This window comes from Streptomyces nodosus (genome assembly GCF_008704995.1).
Taxonomy (GTDB): Bacteria; Actinomycetota; Actinomycetes; order Streptomycetales; family Streptomycetaceae; genus Streptomyces; species Streptomyces nodosus.
Map to the genome: position 1 here is coordinate 5,779,024 of NZ_CP023747.1, position 22,334 is coordinate 5,801,357.

Sequence of the window (22,334 nt, forward strand, 5' to 3'; positions counted from 1 at the left end):
CATCTATGAAGGAGACTGTCGTGTCGGCGAACAGCTTCGACGCCCGCAGCACGCTGCAGGTGGGCGACGAGTCGTACGAGATCTTCCGGCTGGACAAGGTGGAGGGCTCGGCACGGCTGCCGTACAGCCTCAAGGTCCTGCTGGAGAACCTGCTCCGCACCGAGGACGGCGCGAACATCACCGCGGACCACATCCGCGCCCTCGGCGGCTGGGACTCCCAGGCCCAGCCGTCGCAGGAGATCCAGTTCACCCCGGCCCGCGTGATCATGCAGGACTTCACCGGCGTGCCCTGTGTCGTCGACCTCGCCACCATGCGTGAGGCCGTCAAGGAGCTCGGCGGCGACCCGGCGAAGATCAACCCGCTGGCCCCGGCCGAGCTGGTCATCGACCACTCCGTCATCGCCGACAAGTTCGGCACCAACGACGCCTTCAAGGCGAACGTCGAGCTGGAGTACGGCCGCAACAAGGAGCGCTACCAGTTCCTGCGCTGGGGCCAGACCGCCTTCGACGAGTTCAAGGTCGTCCCGCCGGGCACCGGCATCGTCCACCAGGTGAACATCGAGCACCTGGCCCGCACGGTGATGGTCCGGAACGGACAGGCCTACCCCGACACCCTCGTCGGCACCGACTCCCACACCACCATGGTCAACGGCCTCGGTGTGCTCGGCTGGGGCGTCGGCGGCATCGAGGCCGAGGCCGCCATGCTCGGCCAGCCGGTCTCCATGCTCATCCCGCGCGTGGTGGGCTTCAAGCTCACCGGCGAGCTGCAGCCCGGCACCACCGCCACCGACCTGGTGCTGACCATCACCGAGATGCTCCGCAAGCACGGTGTGGTCGGCAAGTTCGTCGAGTTCTACGGTGAGGGCGTCGCGGCCACCTCGCTCGCCAACCGCGCCACCATCGGCAATATGTCGCCGGAGTTCGGCTCCACCGCCGCGATCTTCCCGATCGACGAGGAGACCCTCAACTACCTGCGCCTGACCGGCCGTTCCACCCAGCAGGTGGCGCTCGTCGAGGCGTACGCCAAGGAGCAGGGCCTCTGGCTGGACCCGACGGTCGAGCCCGACTTCTCCGAGAAGCTCGAGCTCGACCTGTCCACCGTCGTCCCCTCGATCGCCGGCCCGAAGCGCCCGCAGGACCGTATCGTCCTTGCCAACGCCGCCGAGCAGTTCAAGGCGGACGTCCGTAACTACGTGGACACCGCCGACGAGGCGGGCAAGGAGTCCTTCCCGGCCTCCGACGCCCCGGCCTCCGCCAACGGCGTCCCGTCCAACCCGGTCCAGGTCACCGCCCCCGACGGCACGACCTACACGCTCGACCACGGTGCGGTGACGGTCGCGGCCATCACCTCCTGCACCAACACCTCCAACCCGTATGTCATGGTCGCCGCCGCCCTGGTGGCCAAGAAGGCGGTGGAGAAGGGCCTGACCCGCAAGCCGTGGGTCAAGACCACCCTCGCCCCGGGTTCGAAGGTCGTGACGGACTACTTCGACAAGGCCGGGCTGACCCCGTACCTCGACAAGGTCGGCTTCAACCTGGTCGGCTACGGCTGCACCACCTGCATCGGCAACTCCGGCCCGCTGCCGGAGGAGGTCTCCAAGGCGGTCAACGACCACGACCTCGCGGTCACCTCGGTGCTGTCCGGCAACCGCAACTTCGAGGGCCGGATCAACCCCGACGTCAAGATGAACTACCTGGCCTCCCCGCCGCTGGTGGTCGCGTACGCCCTCGCCGGCTCCATGAAGGTGGACATCACCAAGGACGCCCTGGGCATCGACCAGGACGGCAACCCGGTGTACCTCACGGACATCTGGCCGAGCGAGGCCGAGGTGAACGATGTCGTCGCCAACGCCATCGGCGAGGACATGTTCGAGAAGTCGTACGAGGACGTCTTCGCGGGCGACGCCCAGTGGCAGGCCCTGCCGATCCCGACCGGCAACACCTTCGAGTGGGACGCCGAGTCGACCTACGTCCGCAAGCCCCCGTACTTCGAGGGCATGGAGATGGAGCCGGCCCCGGTCGAGGACATCGCCGGCGCCCGGGTGCTCGCCAAGCTGGGCGACTCGGTCACCACCGACCACATCTCCCCGGCCGGTGCGATCAAGGCCGACACCCCGGCCGGCCAGTACCTCACCGAGCACGGTGTGGAGCGCCGCGACTTCAACTCCTACGGTTCCCGCCGCGGCAACCACGAGGTGATGATCCGCGGCACGTTCGCCAACATCCGCCTGCGCAACCAGATCGCGCCGGGCACCGAGGGCGGCTACACGCGTGACTTCACGCAGGACGGCGGCCCGGTCTCCTTCATCTACGACGCCTCGCGCAACTACATCGCGCAGGACATCCCGCTGGTCGTCCTGGCCGGCAAGGAGTACGGCTCCGGCTCGTCCCGCGACTGGGCCGCGAAGGGCACCGCGCTGCTCGGCGTCAAGGCCGTCATCGCCGAGTCCTACGAGCGCATCCACCGCTCGAACCTCATCGGCATGGGCGTGCTCCCGCTGCAGTTCCCGGAGGGTGCCTCCGCCGAGGCGCTCGGCCTGACCGGTGAGGAGACCTTCTCCTTCTCCGGTGTGACCGAGCTGAACGAGGGCACCACGCCCCGCACGGTCAAGGTCACCACCGACACCGGTGTCGAGTTCGACGCGGTCGTCCGCATCGACACCCCCGGCGAGGCGGACTACTACCGCAACGGCGGCATCATGCAGTACGTGCTGCGCAGCCTGATCCGCAAGTAGGCGGTCCGGCAGGGCGGTTCAGGGCCGCGTCCCCACGGGGGCGCGGCCCTTCGCCGTTCACGCCGACCTCCCCGGGCGCGGCGCCGACGCTCCCCCGTCCGCGCGGCGGGTCAGGCCACCAGCCCCCGCCGGTAGGCATAGACCACCGCCTGCACACGGTCGCGGAGGCCCAGTTTGGTGAGGATGCGGGACACAAAGGTCTTGACGGTCTCCTGGCTGATCACCAGGATCGCGGCGATCTCGCTGTTGGAGCGGCCGTCCGCGATGAGACGAAGGACCTCCAGTTCGCGGGGCGTCAGCGGGACGTCCTGCGTCGCGCCGTCCCCGGCGGGCCTGATCCGGGCCGCGTACCTGCCCACCAGTCGGCGCGTCACCTCCGGGTCCAGCAGTGCCGCACCAGTCGCCACAGTGCGGATCCCGTGCAGCAGTTGGGCCGGCGGGGCGTCCTTGAGGAGGAAGCCGCTGGCCCCCGCGCGCAGCGCCTCATAGACGTACTCGTCCAGGTTGAACGTCGTCACCACGAGCACCTTGACGGGATGCGTGACCCCGGCGCCGGCCAGCAGGCGGGTGGCCGCGATGCCGTCGAGCCCCGGCATCCGGATGTCCATCACCACCACGTCCGGACGCAGCCGCCCGGCGAGGTCCACCGCGGCCTGCCCGTCCCCGCACTCGCCCGCCACCTCCAGGTCGGGCTGGGCGTCGATGATCGTCACCAGCCCGGTGCGGATCAGCACCTGGTCGTCGCAGACCAGCACCCGGATCGGCGCGGTCACGCCGAGCTCCCCGTGGGTATCCGCGCCCGTACGACAAAGCCACCGCCTGATCGCCGGCCCGTGCTGAAGTCGCCGCCGAGGACATCGACCCGTTCGCGGAGCCCGGCGAGGCCCCGCCCGCTCCCACCGGGGGACCCGGCCGCCGAGCCGGAACCCTCCGTGCCGACTTCCACCGTGATCTCTCTTTCTCCGTGGCGCACCCTGACCGAGGTGCGGCTGCCATGGGCGTACTTGAGGGCGTTCGTCAGGGCCTCCTGCACCACCCGGTAGGCCACGAGGTCCGCGCTGCCGGTCGACTCCGCCGGTGTGCCCTCCTCGGTGAACTCCACCGGCTGCCCGGCCCGGCGCGTCTGCTCCACGAGCATGAGCAGTTTCCCGACCGGCGGTGTCCTGGTCTCGCCGCCGTGGTCGGGGTTGAGCAGATCGAGCAGGTGCCGCAGATCGCCGATGGCCTGCCGGCCGGTGTCGGTGACCGCATTCAGGGCCTGGTCGAGGCGATCGGGCGCCGCGGTCAGATAGCGGGCCGCCTCGGCCTGCACCACCATCGCCGTCACATGATGGGTCACCACGTCGTGGAGCTCACGGGCGATGCGGGTGCGTTCGGCGGCGCGGGTGTCCTCGGCGACCCGGCGGCGGCGTTCGGCCTCCGCGATCCGGGTGAAGCGCAGCCACGCCCCGATGCCCCAGGCGAGGGCCACCGCCAGGTAGAACGTGACGAACTCGTCCGGCGGTTCGCCCGGGCCGACCCGGAACATCGCGAGGGCCAGCAGCACATACGCCGCGGAGAAGACGACCGCGGTGGTGCGCCGGTGCCGTTCCAGATGGGATCCCACGCTCAGCAGCGCGACGGGCAGTGCGGTGCCGGCGGGCGAGTGGTAGCCGCGGAGCTGGTCGAGGGCGAAGCCGAGCGAGACCAGGGCGAGGCAGAGGACCGGCCATCGCCGGCGTACGGTGAGCGGCAGGCACTGCAGGGCGACCGCCACCACGGCCACCGCGTCGAAGGCACGGTCCGGCAGGCCCCCGAGCTGCGTCCCATGGCTGTGTGACGCCGGCAGCAGCGAGGCGGCGAACAGCAGCAGCCCCAACGGGAGATCCCGGAGCGTGACGTCCAACCGGCGCCACAACTCCGGGAGCTGCCGAGCATTCATCATCGGGGGAGTGTAGCGGTGGCGGCGGCCCGGGCGGCGTGCCGGCGGAGGGGCACCAGATGACCGCGCCGGTGGGCCAGCCACAGGAACACGATCATCACCAGCACGCCGAACAACACCGAGTACAGGCTTCCCTCCGGGCCGAAGTCGCCGCCGGTGATCGGCACCGGGCCCGAGGTCGTGGCGTTCAGCAGCCCCTGTGCGGTGTCGTTGCCCGAGACCTCGGTGCTGAAGATGGCGGACGCGGCGAAGTTCCAGCCGAAGTGCAGGCCGATCGGCACCCATAGATTGCGGGTGGCGGCGTACGCCGCGGCGAGCATGCCACCGGCCTCAACGGCGATGGCGATGGCGCCCCACACACTGGCATGCGGATTGAGCAGGTGCGCCAGGCCGAAGAGCACACCGGTCAGCGTCAGCGCGATCCAGGTGCCGGTGCGTTCCTCGATGATCCTGAACAGTACGCCGCGGAACAGCAGTTCCTCCGTCACGGCGGCGGCGGCCATGAAACCGAACAGCCCCACCGCGCCCGAGGGCGAACCCAGTCCGTCCACCGTGTAGTACCCGAGGAAGGCGATGTTGGCGATGACGGCCCCGAACAGGGCGACCCCGATCAGCACCCCCCTGCCGATCGCAGCCGCGGCGCCTTCCCGGGCCACCTCCGTGGACGGGCGGTGCTCGGTCCGCCGTACCACCCACCCGTAGACGGGCAGCGCGAGCACGGCTGTCAGCAGCCCGACGCCCAGCGTGAGCCACGGGTTGTCCTGGACCGCCATGGCACTGCGGCCGCCGATGAGGGCGACCGCCGAGACCGCCAGAAGCTGCCACACCAGTCTCATGAAGACTCCTTCGCCGAATCCGCGGCCGGGGCGCCGCGGCTGATTCGTACGCTACGGATCCGGCGGCCCGGAATCGTCACCGTGCGGTGGACACCTGTCTGTAGCTCGCACGGGGGACAGACAGCGGGCCGGTCCTGCCGGCCGCCCCGCTTTGCGTCGCGTGCAGTGCGGTCGTATGGCGTTTACACGCAAACGCCGGTCCGCGACCGAACGGCCCCTCATCATGGCTGTGACAAGCATCCGTTCCCCTCCGGAGCGGAGGTGATCCGGGGCCCGGATCCCGTTGCACGGAGGCCGCGGCATGCCCGGCGTGGCCGAGCGCGTCGCCCTCCGTCCGTCAGAAAGCCAACCCTGACCATGGGCAGACTCGCGGGGTGGTCATGCGGCCGATGCGGGCGGGCCCTCGTCCCGCCCGCACCCGCGAGCCCGGCATGATCCGGACGAGCGGATCAGATCCACCCCGCGACCTGGGCGACGGCGAACGGCGCGGGTACCAGGGTCGACATGCCGAGCCACAGGTTCAGTGGCCTGCCCTCCTGCCAGGGGATCAGGATGTCCACCACCAGGATCATGCCGAGCACGAACGCGCTGCCCAGCACGGCGCCCAGCACCATGCCGACCGCCTCGTCCGGCGTCCCGTCGGCGCAGCCGAAGCCGCCGCAGGGGATGACGGCGTATCGGGTCAGCAACCACCGCACACAGACGCCCGGCAGGATCGCGGCCAGTCCGATGAGGAGGTTCGCCGTCGCGGCCGCCCACCAGGAACCGGCGGCGCCCCGTGTGCGGCCGCCGTCCGTACCGGAACCATGCACAGCCCGCCCTCTCCCCGGTGTCGTGTTCGTAGAGCTAGATGACCACGAGAGCACCGGGGTTGCCCTGCGCGCCGCCCGGTGCGGGCAACACCGCCCCCAAGGGTGACGTTCCAGGACTTCGGGTGCGCCGCGGGCCGTTCTGCCGTATCCGGTCGGGCGCGTCCTTGGCGAAGACCGGCCGTAGCGTGTGTGCCTGAGGTTTACAGCGATGGCCGCGCACGCTAGCTTCAAGCTCCTGTGGGGTGGGAGCGCTCCCATTCTCGGCGGTCCGGGTGGACCGGAACCCGCGCGGGCCGCCGAGCGGCTCCCACCCCACACCCTTTCGCGCACCGAAGCCCTGCGTGGCGTGCCCGGTCAGGCAGCGGGCTCGGGGAGCCGGCCGAGGTGCTTGGTGACCCGCTCACGCAGAAGGAGATACTCCTCCCAGCGCCGAGGCAGCGGCCCCGGCGGACGCTCGACGACGCGGACCGCGCTGACGGTCTGGCCCCAGGTGAACTGCTCGTAGGTCAGGTCCAGTTCCACACCGCTGGGCAGCCGGTTCCACCAGTGGAACCCGTGCTGTTCCCCGTCGCAGTGGACCTCCCCGACCAGGAGGTCGCCGCCGAAGAGGTCGTTCACGATCAGGGCCGTGATGTCGCAGTGGCCCCACGACGGGTTGTCGGGCTGCCACGGGGCGCGGTCGAGGTCGTCCGGGGAGCAGGTGTCGGCGGACCAACTGGCCCGCAGAGCCTTGTCGATGTCCAGCAGATTCCAAGAAGTCATGGCGGCAGCATCGCAGCCACCACTGACATCGGCCGGCTAAGAGCTCCGAACAAAAGTGGGGCCCGGCGGGCGGCGCCCGGCACGCACGCTCGCCGCGTTGCCGGAAGGCCCTGGTAGCTCCGCTACAAGGACCTTCCGGCGCCTTGCGATCGCACGCACCGGACACCGCCCGCTGATCGGACCCCACTTTTGTTCGGAGCTCTAAGGCCACCCGCTCGGGCGGACCGGGTGGCCGGTGTGGGTGCCACCCGGTCCGCGAGCCGGGCCGGTCCGGGGGGAGAGGGCCGGCGCCGGGTGGGAAGTGGCTTGTGCGGGGCCTGTGATGACGACCGCGCTGACGACGACAGCGTTGTCGGATGATGATTTGTACGTGACTGTACTCCCGTCGCGGACAACGATGTCAAGGTTGTTCCCTCGTAAGGCTGAAGCCGCAGCACCACGATGACGGGGCGGGCGCGGAAGGATCCCGCGCCCGCCCCGTCCGGCCGAGCCGCTCAGGCCAGCAGCTCCACCTCCGCCAGGGTCGACTCCCCGTTCAGGACCAGGCGGTAGTGCGTGTACGCGCCGGCCTGGGGGATCGAGAACGCCCGCGTCTGCCGGGCCCAGGCGAAGGATTCACCCGAGCGCTTGTCGAGCGTCGTCCACCGGGTGCCGTCCTGGGAGGCCTGGAGGGTCCAGCCGGCGGGTGCCTTGGCCGGGTCGGCCGGGGACGTCAGGGTGTACTGCACCGCCTTGCTGCGGTCACCGACCGGGAGGTCCACGGTCGTCACGGTCGCCTCCGTGGCCGAGGTGTTGTCGAAGAGCGGACCGTCACCCTTGAGTACATCGGTGCGCGGCGAGGGCACCTTGTCGTCCTGGGTGATCGACACCGGCGCCGCGTTCTTGCCCGTGCCCCAGGACGAGGGCCGCGGACCCATGTCGAACTCCAGCACTCCGCCCTTGGCCAGCAGCGTGTGCGGCAGGGACGTCGAGGTCCACGCCTTGCCGTTCACCTTCAGACCCTGGACGTAGATGTTCCGGGTGCTGTTCCGCGGGGCCTTGATCACCAGGTCCTTGCCGTTCTCCAGGTGCACCGTGGCCTTGGTGAACAGCGGCGATCCGACGGCGTACTCCCCGCCGCCCATCACCAGCGGGTAGAAGCCCAGCGCCGAGAACACGTACCAGGCCGACTGCTCGCCGTTGTCCTCGTCGCCGTGGTAGCCCTGGCCGATCTCGCTGCCGGTGTAGAGCCGGGAGAGGACCTCGCGGACGTTCTGCTGCGCCTTCCACGGCTGTCCGGCCGCGTCGTACATGTAGATCACATGGTGCGCGACCTGGTTGGAGTGGCCGTAGTTGCCCATCCGGACATCGCGTGCCTCCGTCATCTCATGGATGACACCGCCGTAGGAGCCCACGAACTCCGGCCCGGCCGTCTCCGGTGTCGAGAAGTACTCGTCCAGCTTGTCGCCCAGCTTGGCGCGGCCCCCGTACAGGTTCGCCAGGCCCCGGCTGTCCTGCGGGGCGGTGAAGGCATAGCCCCAGCCGTTGGTCTCCGTGTAGTCGTAACCCCACACCCGCGGGTCGTACTTCGAGGAGTCCAGCCGCCAGTTCCCCTGCGCGTTGCGGCCCTGGAAGAAGCCGGCCTTGGAGTCGAAGAGGTTGACGTAGTCACGGGCACGGTTGAGGAAGTACTCCGACTCCTCCTGGTAGCGCTTCTTGCCCGTCTTCTCGAACAGCGCCTGGCCCATCCGGGCGATGCCGTAGTCGTTGACATAGCCCTCCATCGCCCACGACAGGCCCTCGCCGGTGGCGGTGCTGGTGTAGCCGAGGAAGGGCGAGGTCGTCATGCCCTTGCGGCCGACCCCGGACGACGGCGGCACCGCGGTCGCGTTCTTCACCGCCGCCTCATAGGCCGCCTCCGCGTCGAACTTCACGCCCTTGACATAGGCGTCCGCGAACGCCACGTCCGAGGAGGTGCCCGTCATCAGGTCCGCATAGCCGGGCGAGGACCACCGGGAGGTCCAGCCGCCGTCCTTGTACTGCTGGACGAAACCGTCGACCAGCTCACCGGCCTCCTTCGGGGTGAAGAAGGAGTACGCCGGCCAGGTCGTGCGATAGGTGTCCCAGAAGCCGTTGTTGACGTACACCTTGCCGTCGACGATCTTCGCCCCGGTGTGGGTCGGGGTGTCGGGGCCCGTCATCGAGGAGAACGGGGAGGCGTACTTGTAGGACGATCCCACCTTCTCGAAGCCGGAGTTGGGGTACAGATACAGCCGGTAGAGCGAGGAGTACAGCGTGGTCAGCTGGTCGGGGGTGGCGCCCTCGACCTCGACCGTGCCGAGCAGCTTGTCCCAGGTGCGCTGGGCGCCCGCCTTCACCTGGTCGAAGGAGGTCCCGTCGGGGATCTCCTGGCGCAGATTGTCCTTCGCCTGGTCGACGCTGATCAGCGAGGTCGCCAGGCGCAGGGTCACCGCGTGGCCGGCGCGCGGCTTGAAGCGCAGATAGCCCTTGACCCCGGAGGCCGCGCCGTCCGTCACCGGAGCGTCGAAGACGCCGTACACGAACAGGCGGGTGGCACCCGTGGACAGTCCGGACTTCACATCGGAGTAGCCGGTGACGATCCCGTTGTCCTTGTCGAGGGTCAGCCCGGCCTGTTCGGTCACATTGTCGAAGATCACGCTCGCGTCGTCACCGGGGTAGGTGAACCGCAGCGCCGCCGCGTGGTCCGTGGGCGCCATCTCCGCCTTGAGACCGTTCTCGAAGGTCACCCCGTAGTAGTAGGGGCGCGCGATCTCGTTCTCGTGCCGGAACGCCAGTTCCCGTGCGGCGCGGCCCGTGTCCGGGGTGCCGGAGGCCGCCGACGGCATCACCTGGAAGGTCTGCCGGTCGCCCATCCACGGGCTCGGCTCATGGCTGGCGCTGAACGCCTGGATCGTGGGCAGGTTGTCCGAGTTGTTGGCCCGGGCGTAGTCGTACAGCCAGCTCAGCGAGCCCGCGTTGGTCACCGGCGTCCAGAAGTTGAAGCCGTGCGGGACGGCCGTCGCCGGGAAGTTGTTGCCACGGGAGAAGGAGCCGCTGGAGTTGGTGCCCCGGGTGGTCAGCGCATAGTCCGACAGATGCGCCTTGGGCTTCTCCGGCTGCGCGACCTTCAGGGTGATGTCGTCCAGCCAGCCGCGGAACTTCGCCGGACCCTTGGGGGAGTCATAGGCGACCAGGATCCGGTCCACGGTCTTGCCGGCCGCGACCGACCCGATCCGCGAGACCACGTTGTTCCACTGGTTGACGTAGAGGACCTTGGACGCGCCCTGGCCGCTCGGGGTGAGCGCGAAGCCGTGCTGGTCGAGGGCCCCGAGGCCGCTCAGATAGGTGCCGTCGGTGAAGGCCAGGTCGACGGAGACATTGGTGGCGTCGTAGTCCAGGTCACCGTCCGCCATCGACGGGAAGACCCGGTACGACAGCTCGGTGTCCCGCTGGACGCCCACATTCACGTCGAAGACCTTGTTGTACGAGTAGGCCCGGCCCTTGGCCGTGTGCGTGCCCGCGTACCGCAGTGCCCGCTTGCCCGTGAAGCCCGCGCCCGCCTTGGCGGTGGGGGAGCCGGTGGGGCCGCGGTCCACCAGGGTGCGCATGTCCTTGGGGGCGGGCTCGTCGCTCTTGCCCGTGGAGAACTGCACATCGGCCAGCTGAAGGATGTCCCCGCTGTGATTGCGGGTGAAGTCGATGCGGAAGTGCGCGTACTCGGCGGGCTCCGCGAGATCGTAGGACTTGGTCTGGAAGCGCTCGGCGAACGATTCACCGGTGCGTTTGTCGAGGGTCTTCCAGTCCTTGCCGTCCGTGGAGCCCTGAAGGGTCCAGTCCGCCGGGTCCCGCTCATCGTGGTCATTGGCCGAGGTCAGTGCGTAGGTGACCACCTTGACGGGCTTGTCGAGGTCGAATTCGACCCAGCCGGTCGACGCGAACGTCAGCCATTTGGTGCCCGGCTCGCCGTCGATGAGGTTCTCCTTGACCTCACCGCCGTCGGTGTTCTCGGCGCTGGCCCGGACATCGGTGACCTCATCGGTCACATTGCCCGGAATTCCGGTCGTATACCCTCCGTCCACGCCGGACGCCCGCTTTTCACCGTTCCTCGCGGTGTCCACGGTGTTGAGCCATGTCGGCGCCGGATCGTCGGTTTCGAACGACGAGGTGAACTCCCGGTCCGTCGTCGGCCGGCCGGGCAGTGCCACCGCCACGCCCTGGGTGGCCATGAGCAAGGCCAGGGCGGTCGTCGCCACGACCGCCGTAGGAGCCCCTCTATGGCGAGATCTGTGCTGCATGCGCGAGCACCCTCCCTGCGCTGAGAAAATTCGGACAACGTTGTCAGCTTCGCTGCGCAAGGACCAGTAGGAGTCAAGTGGCCAGTGATGTCAAGGGTGTTGGCTGTGGCATTCGGGGCCAATGTGGCGGATATCCCGATTCGGGAGGTGCGGAAACTTCCCTGGTTTCCCTGAGGTCTCAACTCGGAAAAGCAAAGAGTGAACCTTGCATTTGATCTTGCTCCGTCGGCGGAAAGTGGACTATACCTGTCGGCGTTCGGGCGGCCGTCATCATGGTGTGACACGGCCCGCAGACAGGCACGACCGGGGGAATCGGGAGGCGACGGATCTGTTCGGATGCGGTCGGCCGGCGTGCCGTCCCACTGAATCCCTCATGCACGACCCCAGCTTCACCATCACCGCGGTGCCGGGGAGGATCCGGTTCACCGCCTGAGTCCTGGAGAAGGCGAGGACTTGAGCATGGGATCCACCTCCGGCGGGAAGACCCCCGCAGGCGTCGGCCGTCGCGATCTGATCAAGCGGTCCGCCGCGCTCGGTCTGATCTCCGTTCCCACGATGGGCTTTCTGTCCGCGTGTGCCAGCAGTGGGGGCGGCGGCGAGGAGAAGGCCAAAGCGGGCAAGAAGACCGCGAAGAACCCGCTCGGTGTCAATGACACCGCGCAGATGGAATTCGTATTGTTCGACGGCGGCTTCGGCAAGGAGTACGCCCAGGACGCGGTCAAGATCTATGAGAAGGCCTTTCCCGGGGCGAAGGTCAAGTTCTCGGCCACCCAGAAGATCCAGTCCACCCTGCAGCCCCGCTTCAACCAGGGCACGCCGCCGGACCTGATCGACAACTCCGGCGCCGAGCAGATGGACATGGGCGTCCTCGTCGGCAAGAACCAGCTCGCCGACCTCACCCCGCTCCTCGACGCCCCCTCCTACGACGACCCGAACAAGAAGGTCCGCGACACGCTGCGCCCGGGCATCGTGGAGATGGGCCAGTTCGACGGCGACCCCGTCTGGATCATGTACTACGCCTACACCGTCTACGGCGTCTGGTACTCGCGGAAGGCCCTGGGGTCGCTCGACGAGCAGTACCCGGAGACCTGGGACGAGATGCTCAAGGTCTGCGCGAAGGCCAAGAAGAAGGGCATCGCCGGCTGGACCTACGCCGGCAAGTACCCGTACTACATCCCCTTCTCCCTCTACCCGATGATCGGCAAGGTCGGCGGCCGCGAGGTCCTCGACGCCATCGACAACCTGGAGCCGAACGCCTGGAAGAACCCGGCCGTCAAGGCCTGCTTCGAGGCGTACTTCGAGCTGTACCGGAAGGGCTACGTCCTCCAGGGCACGCCCGGCCTGGACCACATCCAGTCGCAGACCGCCTGGGCCAAGGGCAAGGCACTGTTCATCCCGAACGGCTCCTGGGTGGAGAACGAGTCCGCGAACGTCATCCCCGCCGATTTCGATCTCGCCGTCAACGCCCCCTCCGGGCTGGACGGCTCCGACAAGATGCCCTTCGGCACCATCTGGGCATCCGGCGGTGAGCCCTTCGTCGTCCCGGCCAAGGCGAGGAACGCCGCGGGCGGCATGGAACAGCTGCGCATCATGCTCAGCGAGGCGTCCTCGAAGAACTTCACCGACAAGGTCAAGTCGCTGACGGCGCTCAACGGCGGGACCACCGGCCTCAGCCTCACCCCGGGCCTCGAGTCCGGTGTGGCGGCGCTGGAGAAGGCCGGCAGCAATGTCCTGAACCCGCGCCTGCAGGACTGGTACGTGCAGCTCCAGAAGGAGAAGATCGGTGTCTCCGGTCTCGGCGAGATGATGGCCGGCCGGCTCACTCCGGCCGAGGCCATCAAGAAGATCCAGGGATTCGCCGACGAGGCCGCCAAGGACACGTCGATCAAGCACTACAAGCACCAGTGAGCGTCCGCTCCCGGCGCCGGCCGCCCGTGCGGCCGGCGCCGGGAGCCATGCAGCGAGATCGGGGTCGGTGGCAATGCAGCACGGCAAGTACCGGTTCATCGTGGGGTTCCTGGCGGCCCCCCTCGGGCTGTACGCGATCTTCGTCGTGTGGCCCTTCATCCAGTCCATCTACTACTCGTTCACGGACTGGACCGGTCTGAGCCCCGATTTCCAGATGGTGGGCTTCGACAACTACACCAGGATGTTCCACGACGACATCTTCTGGAAGTCGCTCTGGCACAGCCTCCTGTTCGCGCTGCTGCTGCCCCTGGTGACCATCAGCCTGGCGCTGTTCTTCTCCTTCATGATCAATGTGGGCGGGCGGCGGCGCAGGGGCGGGCCGGCGATCTCCGGTGTGCGCGGTTCGTCCTTCTACAAGATCGTCTACTTCTTCCCGCAGGTCCTTTCGATCGCCATCGTGGCGCTGCTCTTCGCGTTCGCCTACAACCCGGACAGCGGCGCGATCAACTCGCTGCTGCGCGGCATCGGGCTCGACGGCGTCCAGCCGCTGTGGCTGGGCGACCCGAACCTCGCCCTGTGGTGTGTGATGGCGGTCCTCGTCTGGTCCACGGTCGGCTTCTTCGTGGTCCTCTTCTCGGCCGGTATGGCCTCCATCCCGGCGGACCTCTATGAGGCCGCGCTGCTCGACGGGGCGGGCCGCGCGAAGACGTTCTTCCGGATCACCCTGCCCCTGCTGTGGGACACCGTGCAGTCCGGCTGGGTGTACATGGGCATCCTGGCCCTGGGCGCCGAGTCGTTCGCGGTCGTACAGATCATGACGACCGGACCGGGCGGGCCCGACTACTCGACCACCGTGATGGTGCTGTACGTCTACCAGAAGGCCTTCCGCGACGGTCAGGCCGCCTACGCAACCACGATCGGTGTCGCCCTGCTCATCGTGACGCTGCTCTTCGCGGCGGTCGTGATGCGACTGGGCCGGCGCGAGCGGCTGGAGTTCTGAGCATGAAGACGACCGAGACCCCCGCCCCGATCCCGGCCGAGCCCGGCGTCACCCTGACCGTGCCCGGCACCCCGGCCGGCAAGCCGCCGCGGCGCGGACGTGAGGGCACCGTCCTCAATGTCTTCTCGCACGGCATGCTCGTGCTGTGGGCGTTCATGGTGGTCATGCCGCTGCTGTGGGCGGTGATGACCTCCTTCAAGGACGACAGCTCGATCTTCACCTCGCCCTGGTCGCTGCCGGACAAGCTGCATCTCGACAACTGGGCGCGGGCGTGGACCGACGCCAATATGAGCGACTACTTCCTCAACACCGTCCTGGTGGTGGGCGGTTCGCTCGTCGGCACGCTGGTGCTCGGCTCGATGGCCGCCTATGTCCTGGCCCGCTTCGACTTCCCGGGCAACCGGTTCATCTACTACCTGTTCATCGGCGGCATGAGCTTCCCGATCATGCTCGCGCTGGTCCCGCTGTTCTACGTCGTGAACAACATGGGCCTGCTGAACACGATCCACGGTCTGATCCTGGTCTATATCGCCTACTCGCTGCCCTTCACGGTCTTCTTCCTGACCGCGTTCTTCCGCTCGCTGCCGACCTCGGTGGCCGAGGCCGCCTTCGTGGACGGGGCCTCGCACACCCGTACGTTCTTCCAGATCATGCTGCCGATGGCGAAGCCCGGACTGATCAGCGTGGGGATCTTCAACTTCCTGGGCCAGTGGAACCAGTACATGCTGCCGACGGTCCTGAACACCGACCCCGACAAACGCGTCCTCACCCAGGGCCTGGTGCAGCTCGCCACCAGCCAGGGATACAAGGGGGACTGGTCGGGCCTCTTCGCGGGCCTGGTGATGGCGATGCTGCCGGTGCTGGCGGCATACATCGTCTTCCAGCGGCAGGTGGTGCAGGGGCTCACCGCGGGGGCCCTGAAGTAGCCCCGGGGCTTCACCGGGGCACCCGTACGTATCCGAACGAACCGGCACGCCGGCGTCCTCCCCGTGAACCGGGGGCGGCGCCGGCGTGTCCATGTGCCCCCGCATCCGTTCGCCCTCGATTTCCGTCAAGGTCTTGACTGCGGTAACCCGTTCAGCGGAGCTTGGAGTTCACAACTTGTAAGTAGCCCGGGTTCCATTGTCGTGACCTGGGTCACACCGGCGGCATCGTGGCCGTTGGGCTGAGGGCAGGAGTGGATGAGTCGATGGAGACTCCGGGGTCGCAGTCGTCGCTGCACCGAGCCAACCTGGAGCGGGTCATACGTGCCGTGCGGCTGGCCGGATCCCTCACACAGGCCGAGATCGCGAGGACCACGGGCCTGTCCGCGGCGACGGTGTCCAATATCGTGCGAGAGCTCAAGAACGGCGGAACGGTCGAGGTCACGCCCACATCCGCGGGTGGCCGCAGGGCCCGCAGCGTCTCCCTCAGCGGCGACGCCGGCATTGTGATCGGCGTCGACTTCGGGCATGCCCATCTGCGGGTCGCGATAGGAAACCTGGCCCATCAGGTGCTCGCCGAGGAGTCCGAGCCACTGGATGTGGACGCCTCCGCCGCGCAGGGCTTCGACCGGGCGGAAGAGCTGGTCAGCAGGCTGATCGAGGCGACCGGGGTGGACCGCTCCAAGGTCGCGGGGGTGGGGCTCGGCGTGCCGGGGCCCATCGATGTCGAGTCGGGCACCCTCGGCTCCACCGCCATCCTGCCGGGGTGGAGCGGCGCCAGGCCCGCCGAGGAGCTGCGGGGGCGGCTCGGCGTGCCGGTGCACGTGGACAACGACGCCAATCTCGGGGCCCTCGGCGAGCTGGTCTGGGGCAGTGGCCGCGGGGTCAGGGACCTGGCGTACATCAAGGTCGCCAGCGGTGTCGGCGCAGGTCTGGTGATCGACGGCACGATCTACCGGGGCCCCGGCGGCACGGCCGGGGAGATCGGTCACATCACCCTCGACGAGTCCGGCCCCGTCTGCCGCTGCGGCAACCGCGGCTGCCTGGAGACCTTCGCCGCGGCCCCGTACGTGCTGCCGCTGCTCCAGCCCGGTCACGGAGCCGACCTGACCATGGAAGGCATGGTCAGGCTGGCCCGGGAGGGCGACCCCGGCTGCCGCCGGGTGATCGCCGACGTGGGCCGTCACATCGGCAGCGGGGTCGCCAATCTCTGCAATCTGCTGAACCCCAGCCGGGTGGTGCTCGGCGGGGACCTCGCGGAGGCGGGGGAGCTGGTCCTGGGGCCCATCAGGGAGTCCGTCGGGCGCTATGCGATCCCCAGCGCGGCACGTCAACTCTCCGTTCTCCCCGGGGCCTTGGGAGGTCGCGCGGAGGTGCTCGGGGCGCTCGCCCTGGCGCTCAGCGAGATGGGGGATTCAACCCTTTTGGACGGAACACTCTCCACGTCGACCCCTGTCTTCACTTAGAGAACGGATGGCACCGTTGCCATCTCGTTAAGGATTTACTTCTTGACGTCGCACGCGCGGCCGAGTTGACTTCCAGCCACCTCGGCCGCAACGACGCGGCCTCGTCAGGGAGGTTTCTGAAGTGAACACGCGTATGCGTCGTGCCGCCGTTGCCGTTGCCGTCGGTGCGATGGCCGTCTCGCTGGCCGCCTGTGGCAGTGCCAAGGAGTCCGGTGGCGACTCCGCCAAGTCGTCCGGCAGCGAGAAGAAGGGCGACGCCATCAAGGTCGGCCTGCTGCTGCCCGAGAACCAGACCGCGCGGTACGAGAAGTTCGACCGCCCGTTGATCGAGAAGAAGGTCAAGGAGCTCACCAACAACAAGGGTGAGGTCGTCTACGCCAACGCCAAGCAGGACGCCACGCTGCAGAGCCAGCAGGTCGAGACCATGATCACCAACAAGGTCGACGTGCTGGTCGTGGACGCGGTGGACGCCGCGGCCATCAAGAACTCCGTGCAGAAGGCCAAGGACGCCGGCATCCCGGTCGTCGCCTACGACCGCCTGGCGCAGGGCCCGATCGACGCCTACACCTCGTTCGACAACGTGTCCGTCGGCAAGGCCCAGGGCGAGGCGCTCCTCAAGGCCCTCGGCTCCAAGGCCAAGTCCGGCAAGATCGTGATGATGAACGGCTCGTCCACCGACCCGAACGCCGCCCAGTTCAAGCAGGGCGCCCACGAGGCCCTCGACGGCAAGGTGAACGTCGGCAAGGAGTACGACACCAAGGAGTGGAAGCCGGAGAACGCCAACGCCAACATGGAAGGCGCCATCTCCGCGCTCGGCAAGAAGAACATCATCGGTGTCTACTCCGCCAACGACGGCATGGCCGGCGGTATCATCACGGCCCTCAAGGGCGCCGGCATCACCGGTGTCCCGGTGACCGGCCAGGACGCCGAACTCGCGGGTGTGCAGCGCATCGTGACCGGTGAGCAGTACATGAGCGTCTACAAGTCCTACCCGCAGGAGGCGACCGTCGCCGCCGAGATGGCCGTCGCGCTCGCCCAGGGCAAGTCGCTCGACTCGATAGCGAAGGACAAGGTCGACAGCCCGACCACCAAGGGCGTCCCGTCCGTCCTGGTCCCGGTCATCTCGCTGACCAAGGACAACATCACGGACACCGTCGTCAAGGACGGTTTCTACACGGTCGCCGACATCTGCGCCGGCCAGTACAAGGCCGCCTGCGACAAGATCGGTCTGAAGTAACCGGTCGGAAGTCCTTTCCCCGTACCGGAATTCACCCTTGAATACCCGTACGGGGACTGGCGCACCAAGGCTCCGCCGGCGCCCCGCACTCACCAGCCCCGCAAGCTCGTTGCGGGGCGCCGGACGGAACATCCCCCCAACTGTTGCACTACCTTCCGCCGGGTCAGGCGGCGAAGGAGATGGTTCACGTGTCCGCTACGCCCGTGCTGGCGTTGCGCGGGGTCTCCAAGCGGTTCGGTGCCGTTCAGGCGCTCACCGACGTAGAGCTTGAGGTCCATGCCGGTGAGGTGGTCGCCCTCGTCGGCGACAACGGCGCCGGAAAATCCACGCTGGTCAAGACGATCGCCGGCGTGCACCCCATCGATGAGGGCGTCATCGAATGGGCAGGAAAGGCCGTCCAGATCGGCAAGCCGCACGACGCCCAGAACCTGGGCATCGCGACGGTGTACCAGGACCTCGCGCTGTGCGACAACATCGATGTCGTCGGCAACCTCTACCTGGGCCGGGAGCTGCGCAAGCGCGGCGTCCTGGACGAGGTGGAGATGGAGCGCCGCTCGCGCGAACTCCTCGACACGCTGTCGATCCGCATCCCCAGCGTCCGCATCCCGATCGCCTCGCTCTCCGGCGGTCAGCGCCAGGTCGTGGCCATCGCCCGGTCCATGCTCGGCGAGCCCAAGCTGGTCATCCTCGACGAGCCCACCGCCGCCCTCGGTGTGGAGCAGACCGCCCAGGTCCTCGACCTGGTGGAGCGGCTGCGCGAACGCGGTCACGCCGTGATCCTCATCAGCCACAACATGGCCGATGTGAAGGCCGTCGCCGACAAGGTGGCGGTGCTGCGCCTGGGTCGCAACAACGGCGTCTTCGAGGTCAAGTCGACCTCCCAGGAAGAGATCATCTCCGCCATCACCGGCGCCACGGACAACGCCGTGACCCGCCGTGCGGCGCGCAGCAATGGGGAGATCAAGAAGTGAGCATCGACAAGACGTCCACGCCGCCCAAGGACGAGGCGGTGGAGAACCCCGAGGCAGCCGCAGGCGCCGATGTCGCCGTCGACCCCCGGCTGCTGGTGCGTGAACAGGGCTTCGCGGGCTACCTCACGGAGTTCAAGCGCAAGATGAAGGCGGGCGACCTGGGGTCCCTCCCGGTCGTCGTCGGCCTGATCGTCATCTGGATCATCTTCCAGAGCCTGAACTCCAACTTCCTCACCGCGGGGAACCTCTCCGACATCTCCGTCGCCATGGTCGGCACGGGCATGATCGCCGTCGGTATCGTCTTCGTGCTGCTGCTCGGCGAGATCGACCTCTCGGTCGGCTCCGTCTCCGGTGTCGCGGGCGCCACCTTCGCGGTGCTGAACATCACGCACGGGATGAACGAGGTGCTGGCCCTGGTGCTGGCCGTCCTCACCGGTACCGTGGCCGGCGCCGTCCACGGCTTCTTCTTCGCCCGGATCGGCGTCCCCGCCTTCGCCGTGACGCTGGCCGGACTGCTGTTCTGGCAGGGCTTCATGCTCCAGATCCTCGGGAGCAACGGAACCATCAACCTCGACGACGGCATCGTCACCAACCTCACCAGCTACTACTTCACCGACGTCGCCGCCGCCTACGGGCTCGCGGTCGTGGCCGTGGCCGGTTACTTCCTCACCGCGTACCTGGGCAACCGCCGCCGGGAGGCCGTCGGGATCCCCTCCCGCCCGCTCAGCGACATCGTGGTGCGCACGGTGCTCCTGGCCGTCGTCTCCTTCGCCGTGGCGATCGTCTACAACCAGTACAAGGGCCTCCCGCTCGCCGTGGTGATCTTCCTCGCCGTGCTGGTGATCAGCGACTTCGTGCTGCGCCGCACCGCCTACGGCCGCAAGATCTTCGCGCTCGGCGGCAGCGTCGAGGCCTCCCGGCGGGCCGGCATCAACGTGGAGATGGTCCGGATCTCGGTCTTCGCGATCGCCGGCACCTTCGCCGCGATCGGCGGCCTCTTCGTCGCCTCGAAGATCGCCTCAGCCAACCAGGGCGCGGGCACCGGTGAGTTCCTGATGAACGTCATCGCCGCGGCCGTGATCGGCGGCACGTCCCTCTTCGGCGGCCGGGGCCGTACCTGGGACGCGCTCCTCGGTGTGCTGGTCATCGTCTCGATCCAGTACGGCCTCGCACTGGAGGGCGTCGGCGCGCCGGTCCAGTACATGATCACCGGTGGTGTGCTGCTGGCCACCGTCGTCATCGACGCGGTGACCCGCAAGACCCAGAAGACGGCAGGCCGCGCCTGAGCCTCTTCCGACCTGTGCCCGGTACCCCTGGTGGTGCCGGGCACAGCCGTGGGTACGGCCGGACGCGCGGCACGGAAGACGAGGCCCGGCCAAGATCCGTAGCAACGGAACATTAGACTCGACGAGCCCGGAAAAACCTGGACACAGTTCTACTGCAAGGAGGCACGGGTGCCGTTGCTGACCCGCATCAGGGGACCGCGCGATCTGGACCGGCTCAGCCTGGAGCAGCTGGACCAGCTGGCGGAGGAGATCCGTACCTTCCTCGTCGGCGCCGTCTCCAAGACCGGCGGCCACCTCGGCCCCAACCTCGGTGTGGTCGAGCTCACCATCGCCCTGCACCGCGTCTTCGAATCGCCCAAGGACAAGGTCCTCTTCGACACCGGTCACCAGGCCTATGTCCACAAGCTGCTCACCGGCCGTCAGGACTTCTCCAAGCTCCGTGCCAAGGGCGGTCTGTCCGGCTACCCCTCGCGCGCCGAGTCCGAGCACGACATCATCGAGAACTCGCACGCCTCCACCGTCCTCGGCTGGGCGGACGGCCTCGCCAAGGCCAACCAGCTCCTCGAGCGCGACAGTCGTGTGGTGGCCGTCATCGGCGACGGCGCCCTCACCGGCGGCATGGCCTGGGAGGCGCTCAACAACATCGCCGACGCCAAGGACCGCCCGCTGGTCATCGTCGTCAACGACAACGAGCGTTCCTACTCGCCGACCATCGGCGGTCTCGCCAACCACCTGGCCACCCTGCGCACCACCGACGGCTACGAGAAGTTCCTCACCCGGACCCGGGAGGTGCTGGAGCGCACCCCGGTCGTCGGCAGGCCCCTCTACGAGACCCTGCACGGCGCCAAGAAGGGCCTGAAGGACTTCATCGCCCCGCAGGGCATGTTCGAGGACCTGGGCCTGAAGTACGTCGGCCCGATCGACGGCCATGACATCGAGGCCCTGGAGTCCGCCCTCGCCCGTGCCAAGCGGTTCGGCGGCCCGGTCATCGTGCACTGCCTCACCGAGAAGGGCCGGGGCTACCGGCCCGCGGTCGAGGACGAGGCCGACCGCTTCCACGCCGTCGGCGTGATCCACCCGGACACCGGTCTGCCCATCAAGGCCGCGGCCGCCAGCTGGACCTCCGTCTTCGGCGACGAGATGGTCAAGCTCGGCCGCGAGCGCGAGGACGTCGTCGCCATCACCGCCGCGATGCTCCATCCCGTGGGCCTGAAGAAGTTCGCGGAGACCTTCCCGGACCGCATCTACGACGTCGGTATCGCCGAGCAGCACGGCGCGGTCTCCGCGGCCGGCCTGGCCACCGGCGGAGTGCACCCCGTCTTCGCGGTGTACGCCACCTTCCTCAACCGCGCCTTCGATCAGGTCCTCATGGATGTGGCCCTGCACAAGTGCGGGGTGACCTTCGTGCTCGACCGGGCCGGAGTCACCGGCGACGACGGCGCCTCGCACAACGGCATGTGGGACATGTCGATGCTCCAGGTCGTACCGGGCCTGAGGATCGCCGCCCCGCGCGACGCCGAACAGCTGCGCGCCCAGCTGCGGGAGGCCGTCGACGTCGACGACGCGCCGACCGCGCTGCGCTACTCCAAGGGCGTCGTCGGACCGGCCGTCCCCGCGGTCGGCACGGTCGGCGGCATGGACGTACTGCGCCGGGCCGACGCGCCCGCACCGGATGTGCTGCTGGTCTCCGTCGGCGCGCTGGCCCCCATGTGCCTGGAGATCGCGGGCCTCCTCGACAAGCAGGGCATCTCCACCACCGTGGTCGACCCGCGCTGGGTCAAGCCCGTCGACGAGGCGCTCGCCCCGCTCGCCGCGCGGCACCGCGTGGTGGTCACCGTCGAGGACAACTCGCGCGTCGGCGGAGTCGGCTCCGCGATCGCCCAGGCCCTGCGGGACGCGGGTGTCGATGTGCCGCTGCGCGACTTCGGCATCCCGCCGCGCTTCCTCGACCATGCCTCCCGCAAGGAGGTCATGGCGGAGATCGGCCTGACCGCCCCGGACATCGCCCGCCAGGTGACCGGGCTCGTCGCCAAGCTGGACGGCCTGCCCGACTCCCGGCTCCGCCCGAGCGGGAAGACCCCCACCGACCGCACCAGTGCCGCGGCACGGGTCGCGGACTCGGCCGAGCCGGCGCACGACTGATACGGCACCCGCACCGTCCGGGCCGGTTTCGCCACCCTTC

At 68.5% G+C, this 22,334-nt stretch carries 15 protein-coding genes; 9 read left to right on the forward strand and 6 right to left on the reverse strand.

Annotation, left to right across the window (positions count from 1 at the left end):
- Positions 1-20: 20 nt before the first annotated feature.
- Positions 21-2,735 carry an aconitate hydratase AcnA gene (gene acnA / locus CP978_RS25985; RefSeq protein WP_043444780.1) on the forward strand — a complete coding sequence of 905 codons (2,715 nt, stop codon included), beginning with the start codon at positions 21-23 and terminating at the stop codon, positions 2,733-2,735.
- 110 nt (positions 2,736-2,845) lie between these two features.
- Here acnA and CP978_RS25990 read toward each other — a convergent pair whose 3' ends face one another.
- From CP978_RS25990 to CP978_RS26015, 6 genes are all read right to left on the reverse strand, one after another.
- Positions 2,846-3,508 carry a response regulator gene (locus CP978_RS25990; protein ID WP_043444782.1) on the reverse strand — a complete coding sequence of 221 codons (663 nt, stop codon included), beginning with the start codon at positions 3,506-3,508 and terminating at the stop codon, positions 2,846-2,848.
- Positions 3,505-4,659, reverse strand: coding sequence for a sensor histidine kinase (locus CP978_RS25995; RefSeq protein ID WP_043444784.1), 1,155 nt, complete (start codon positions 4,657-4,659; stop codon positions 3,505-3,507). Before CP978_RS25995 ends, CP978_RS25990 begins: the two co-directional genes overlap by 4 nt.
- On the reverse strand, positions 4,656-5,492 hold the full coding sequence (locus tag CP978_RS26000) for a CPBP family intramembrane glutamic endopeptidase (protein WP_043444786.1): 837 nt from the start codon (positions 5,490-5,492) through the stop codon (positions 4,656-4,658). The genes CP978_RS25995 and CP978_RS26000 overlap by 4 nt, the downstream gene beginning before the upstream one ends.
- A 449-nt stretch (positions 5,493-5,941) precedes the next feature.
- Positions 5,942-6,304 carry a hypothetical protein gene (locus CP978_RS26005; protein WP_043444787.1) on the reverse strand — a complete coding sequence of 121 codons (363 nt, stop codon included), beginning with the start codon at positions 6,302-6,304 and terminating at the stop codon, positions 5,942-5,944.
- 354 nt (positions 6,305-6,658) lie between these two features.
- Positions 6,659-7,066: a YunG family protein gene (locus CP978_RS26010; RefSeq protein ID WP_043444789.1), complete on the reverse strand. Its 408-nt coding sequence runs from the start codon at positions 7,064-7,066 to the stop codon at positions 6,659-6,661.
- 494 nt (positions 7,067-7,560) lie between these two features.
- Positions 7,561-11,361, reverse strand: coding sequence for a GH92 family glycosyl hydrolase (locus tag CP978_RS26015; RefSeq protein ID WP_174498677.1), 3,801 nt, complete (start codon positions 11,359-11,361; stop codon positions 7,561-7,563).
- Positions 11,362-11,820: 459 nt separating this feature from the next.
- Here CP978_RS26015 and ngcE point away from each other — a divergent pair, with 459 nt between their 5' ends.
- The 8 genes from ngcE (at position 11,821) to dxs (ending at position 22,294) form a co-directional block, all read left to right on the forward strand.
- Positions 11,821-13,269, forward strand: coding sequence for an N-acetylglucosamine/diacetylchitobiose ABC transporter substrate-binding protein (gene ngcE / locus CP978_RS26020; RefSeq protein ID WP_043444791.1), 1,449 nt, complete (start codon positions 11,821-11,823; stop codon positions 13,267-13,269).
- 73 nt (positions 13,270-13,342) lie between these two features.
- Positions 13,343-14,269 carry a carbohydrate ABC transporter permease gene (locus tag CP978_RS26025; RefSeq protein WP_043444794.1) on the forward strand — a complete coding sequence of 309 codons (927 nt, stop codon included), beginning with the start codon at positions 13,343-13,345 and terminating at the stop codon, positions 14,267-14,269.
- A 2-nt stretch (positions 14,270-14,271) separates the two neighbouring features.
- Positions 14,272-15,195, forward strand: coding sequence for a carbohydrate ABC transporter permease (locus CP978_RS26030; protein WP_043444796.1), 924 nt, complete (start codon positions 14,272-14,274; stop codon positions 15,193-15,195).
- Between the two features lie 263 nt (positions 15,196-15,458).
- A complete protein-coding gene (locus CP978_RS26035) occupies positions 15,459-16,658 on the forward strand; it encodes an ROK family transcriptional regulator (protein ID WP_043444797.1) in 1,200 nt (399 codons plus the stop codon).
- Positions 16,659-16,791: 133 nt separating this feature from the next.
- Complete coding sequence (locus tag CP978_RS26040) at positions 16,792-17,895, forward strand: substrate-binding domain-containing protein (protein WP_043444800.1); 1,104 nt, start codon at positions 16,792-16,794, stop codon at positions 17,893-17,895.
- A 179-nt stretch (positions 17,896-18,074) separates the two neighbouring features.
- A complete protein-coding gene (locus CP978_RS26045; protein WP_043444802.1) occupies positions 18,075-18,866 on the forward strand; it encodes an ATP-binding cassette domain-containing protein in 792 nt (263 codons plus the stop codon).
- Positions 18,863-20,152 (forward strand): sugar ABC transporter permease, encoded by a 1,290-nt coding sequence (locus tag CP978_RS26050; protein WP_043444804.1) that lies wholly within the window; start codon positions 18,863-18,865, stop codon positions 20,150-20,152. The genes CP978_RS26045 and CP978_RS26050 overlap by 4 nt, the downstream gene beginning before the upstream one ends.
- 168 nt (positions 20,153-20,320) lie before the next feature.
- Positions 20,321-22,294, forward strand: a complete 1,974-nt coding sequence (gene dxs, locus CP978_RS26055) for a 1-deoxy-D-xylulose-5-phosphate synthase (protein WP_052454287.1) — start codon at positions 20,321-20,323, stop codon at positions 22,292-22,294.
- Positions 22,295-22,334 lie beyond the last annotated feature (40 nt).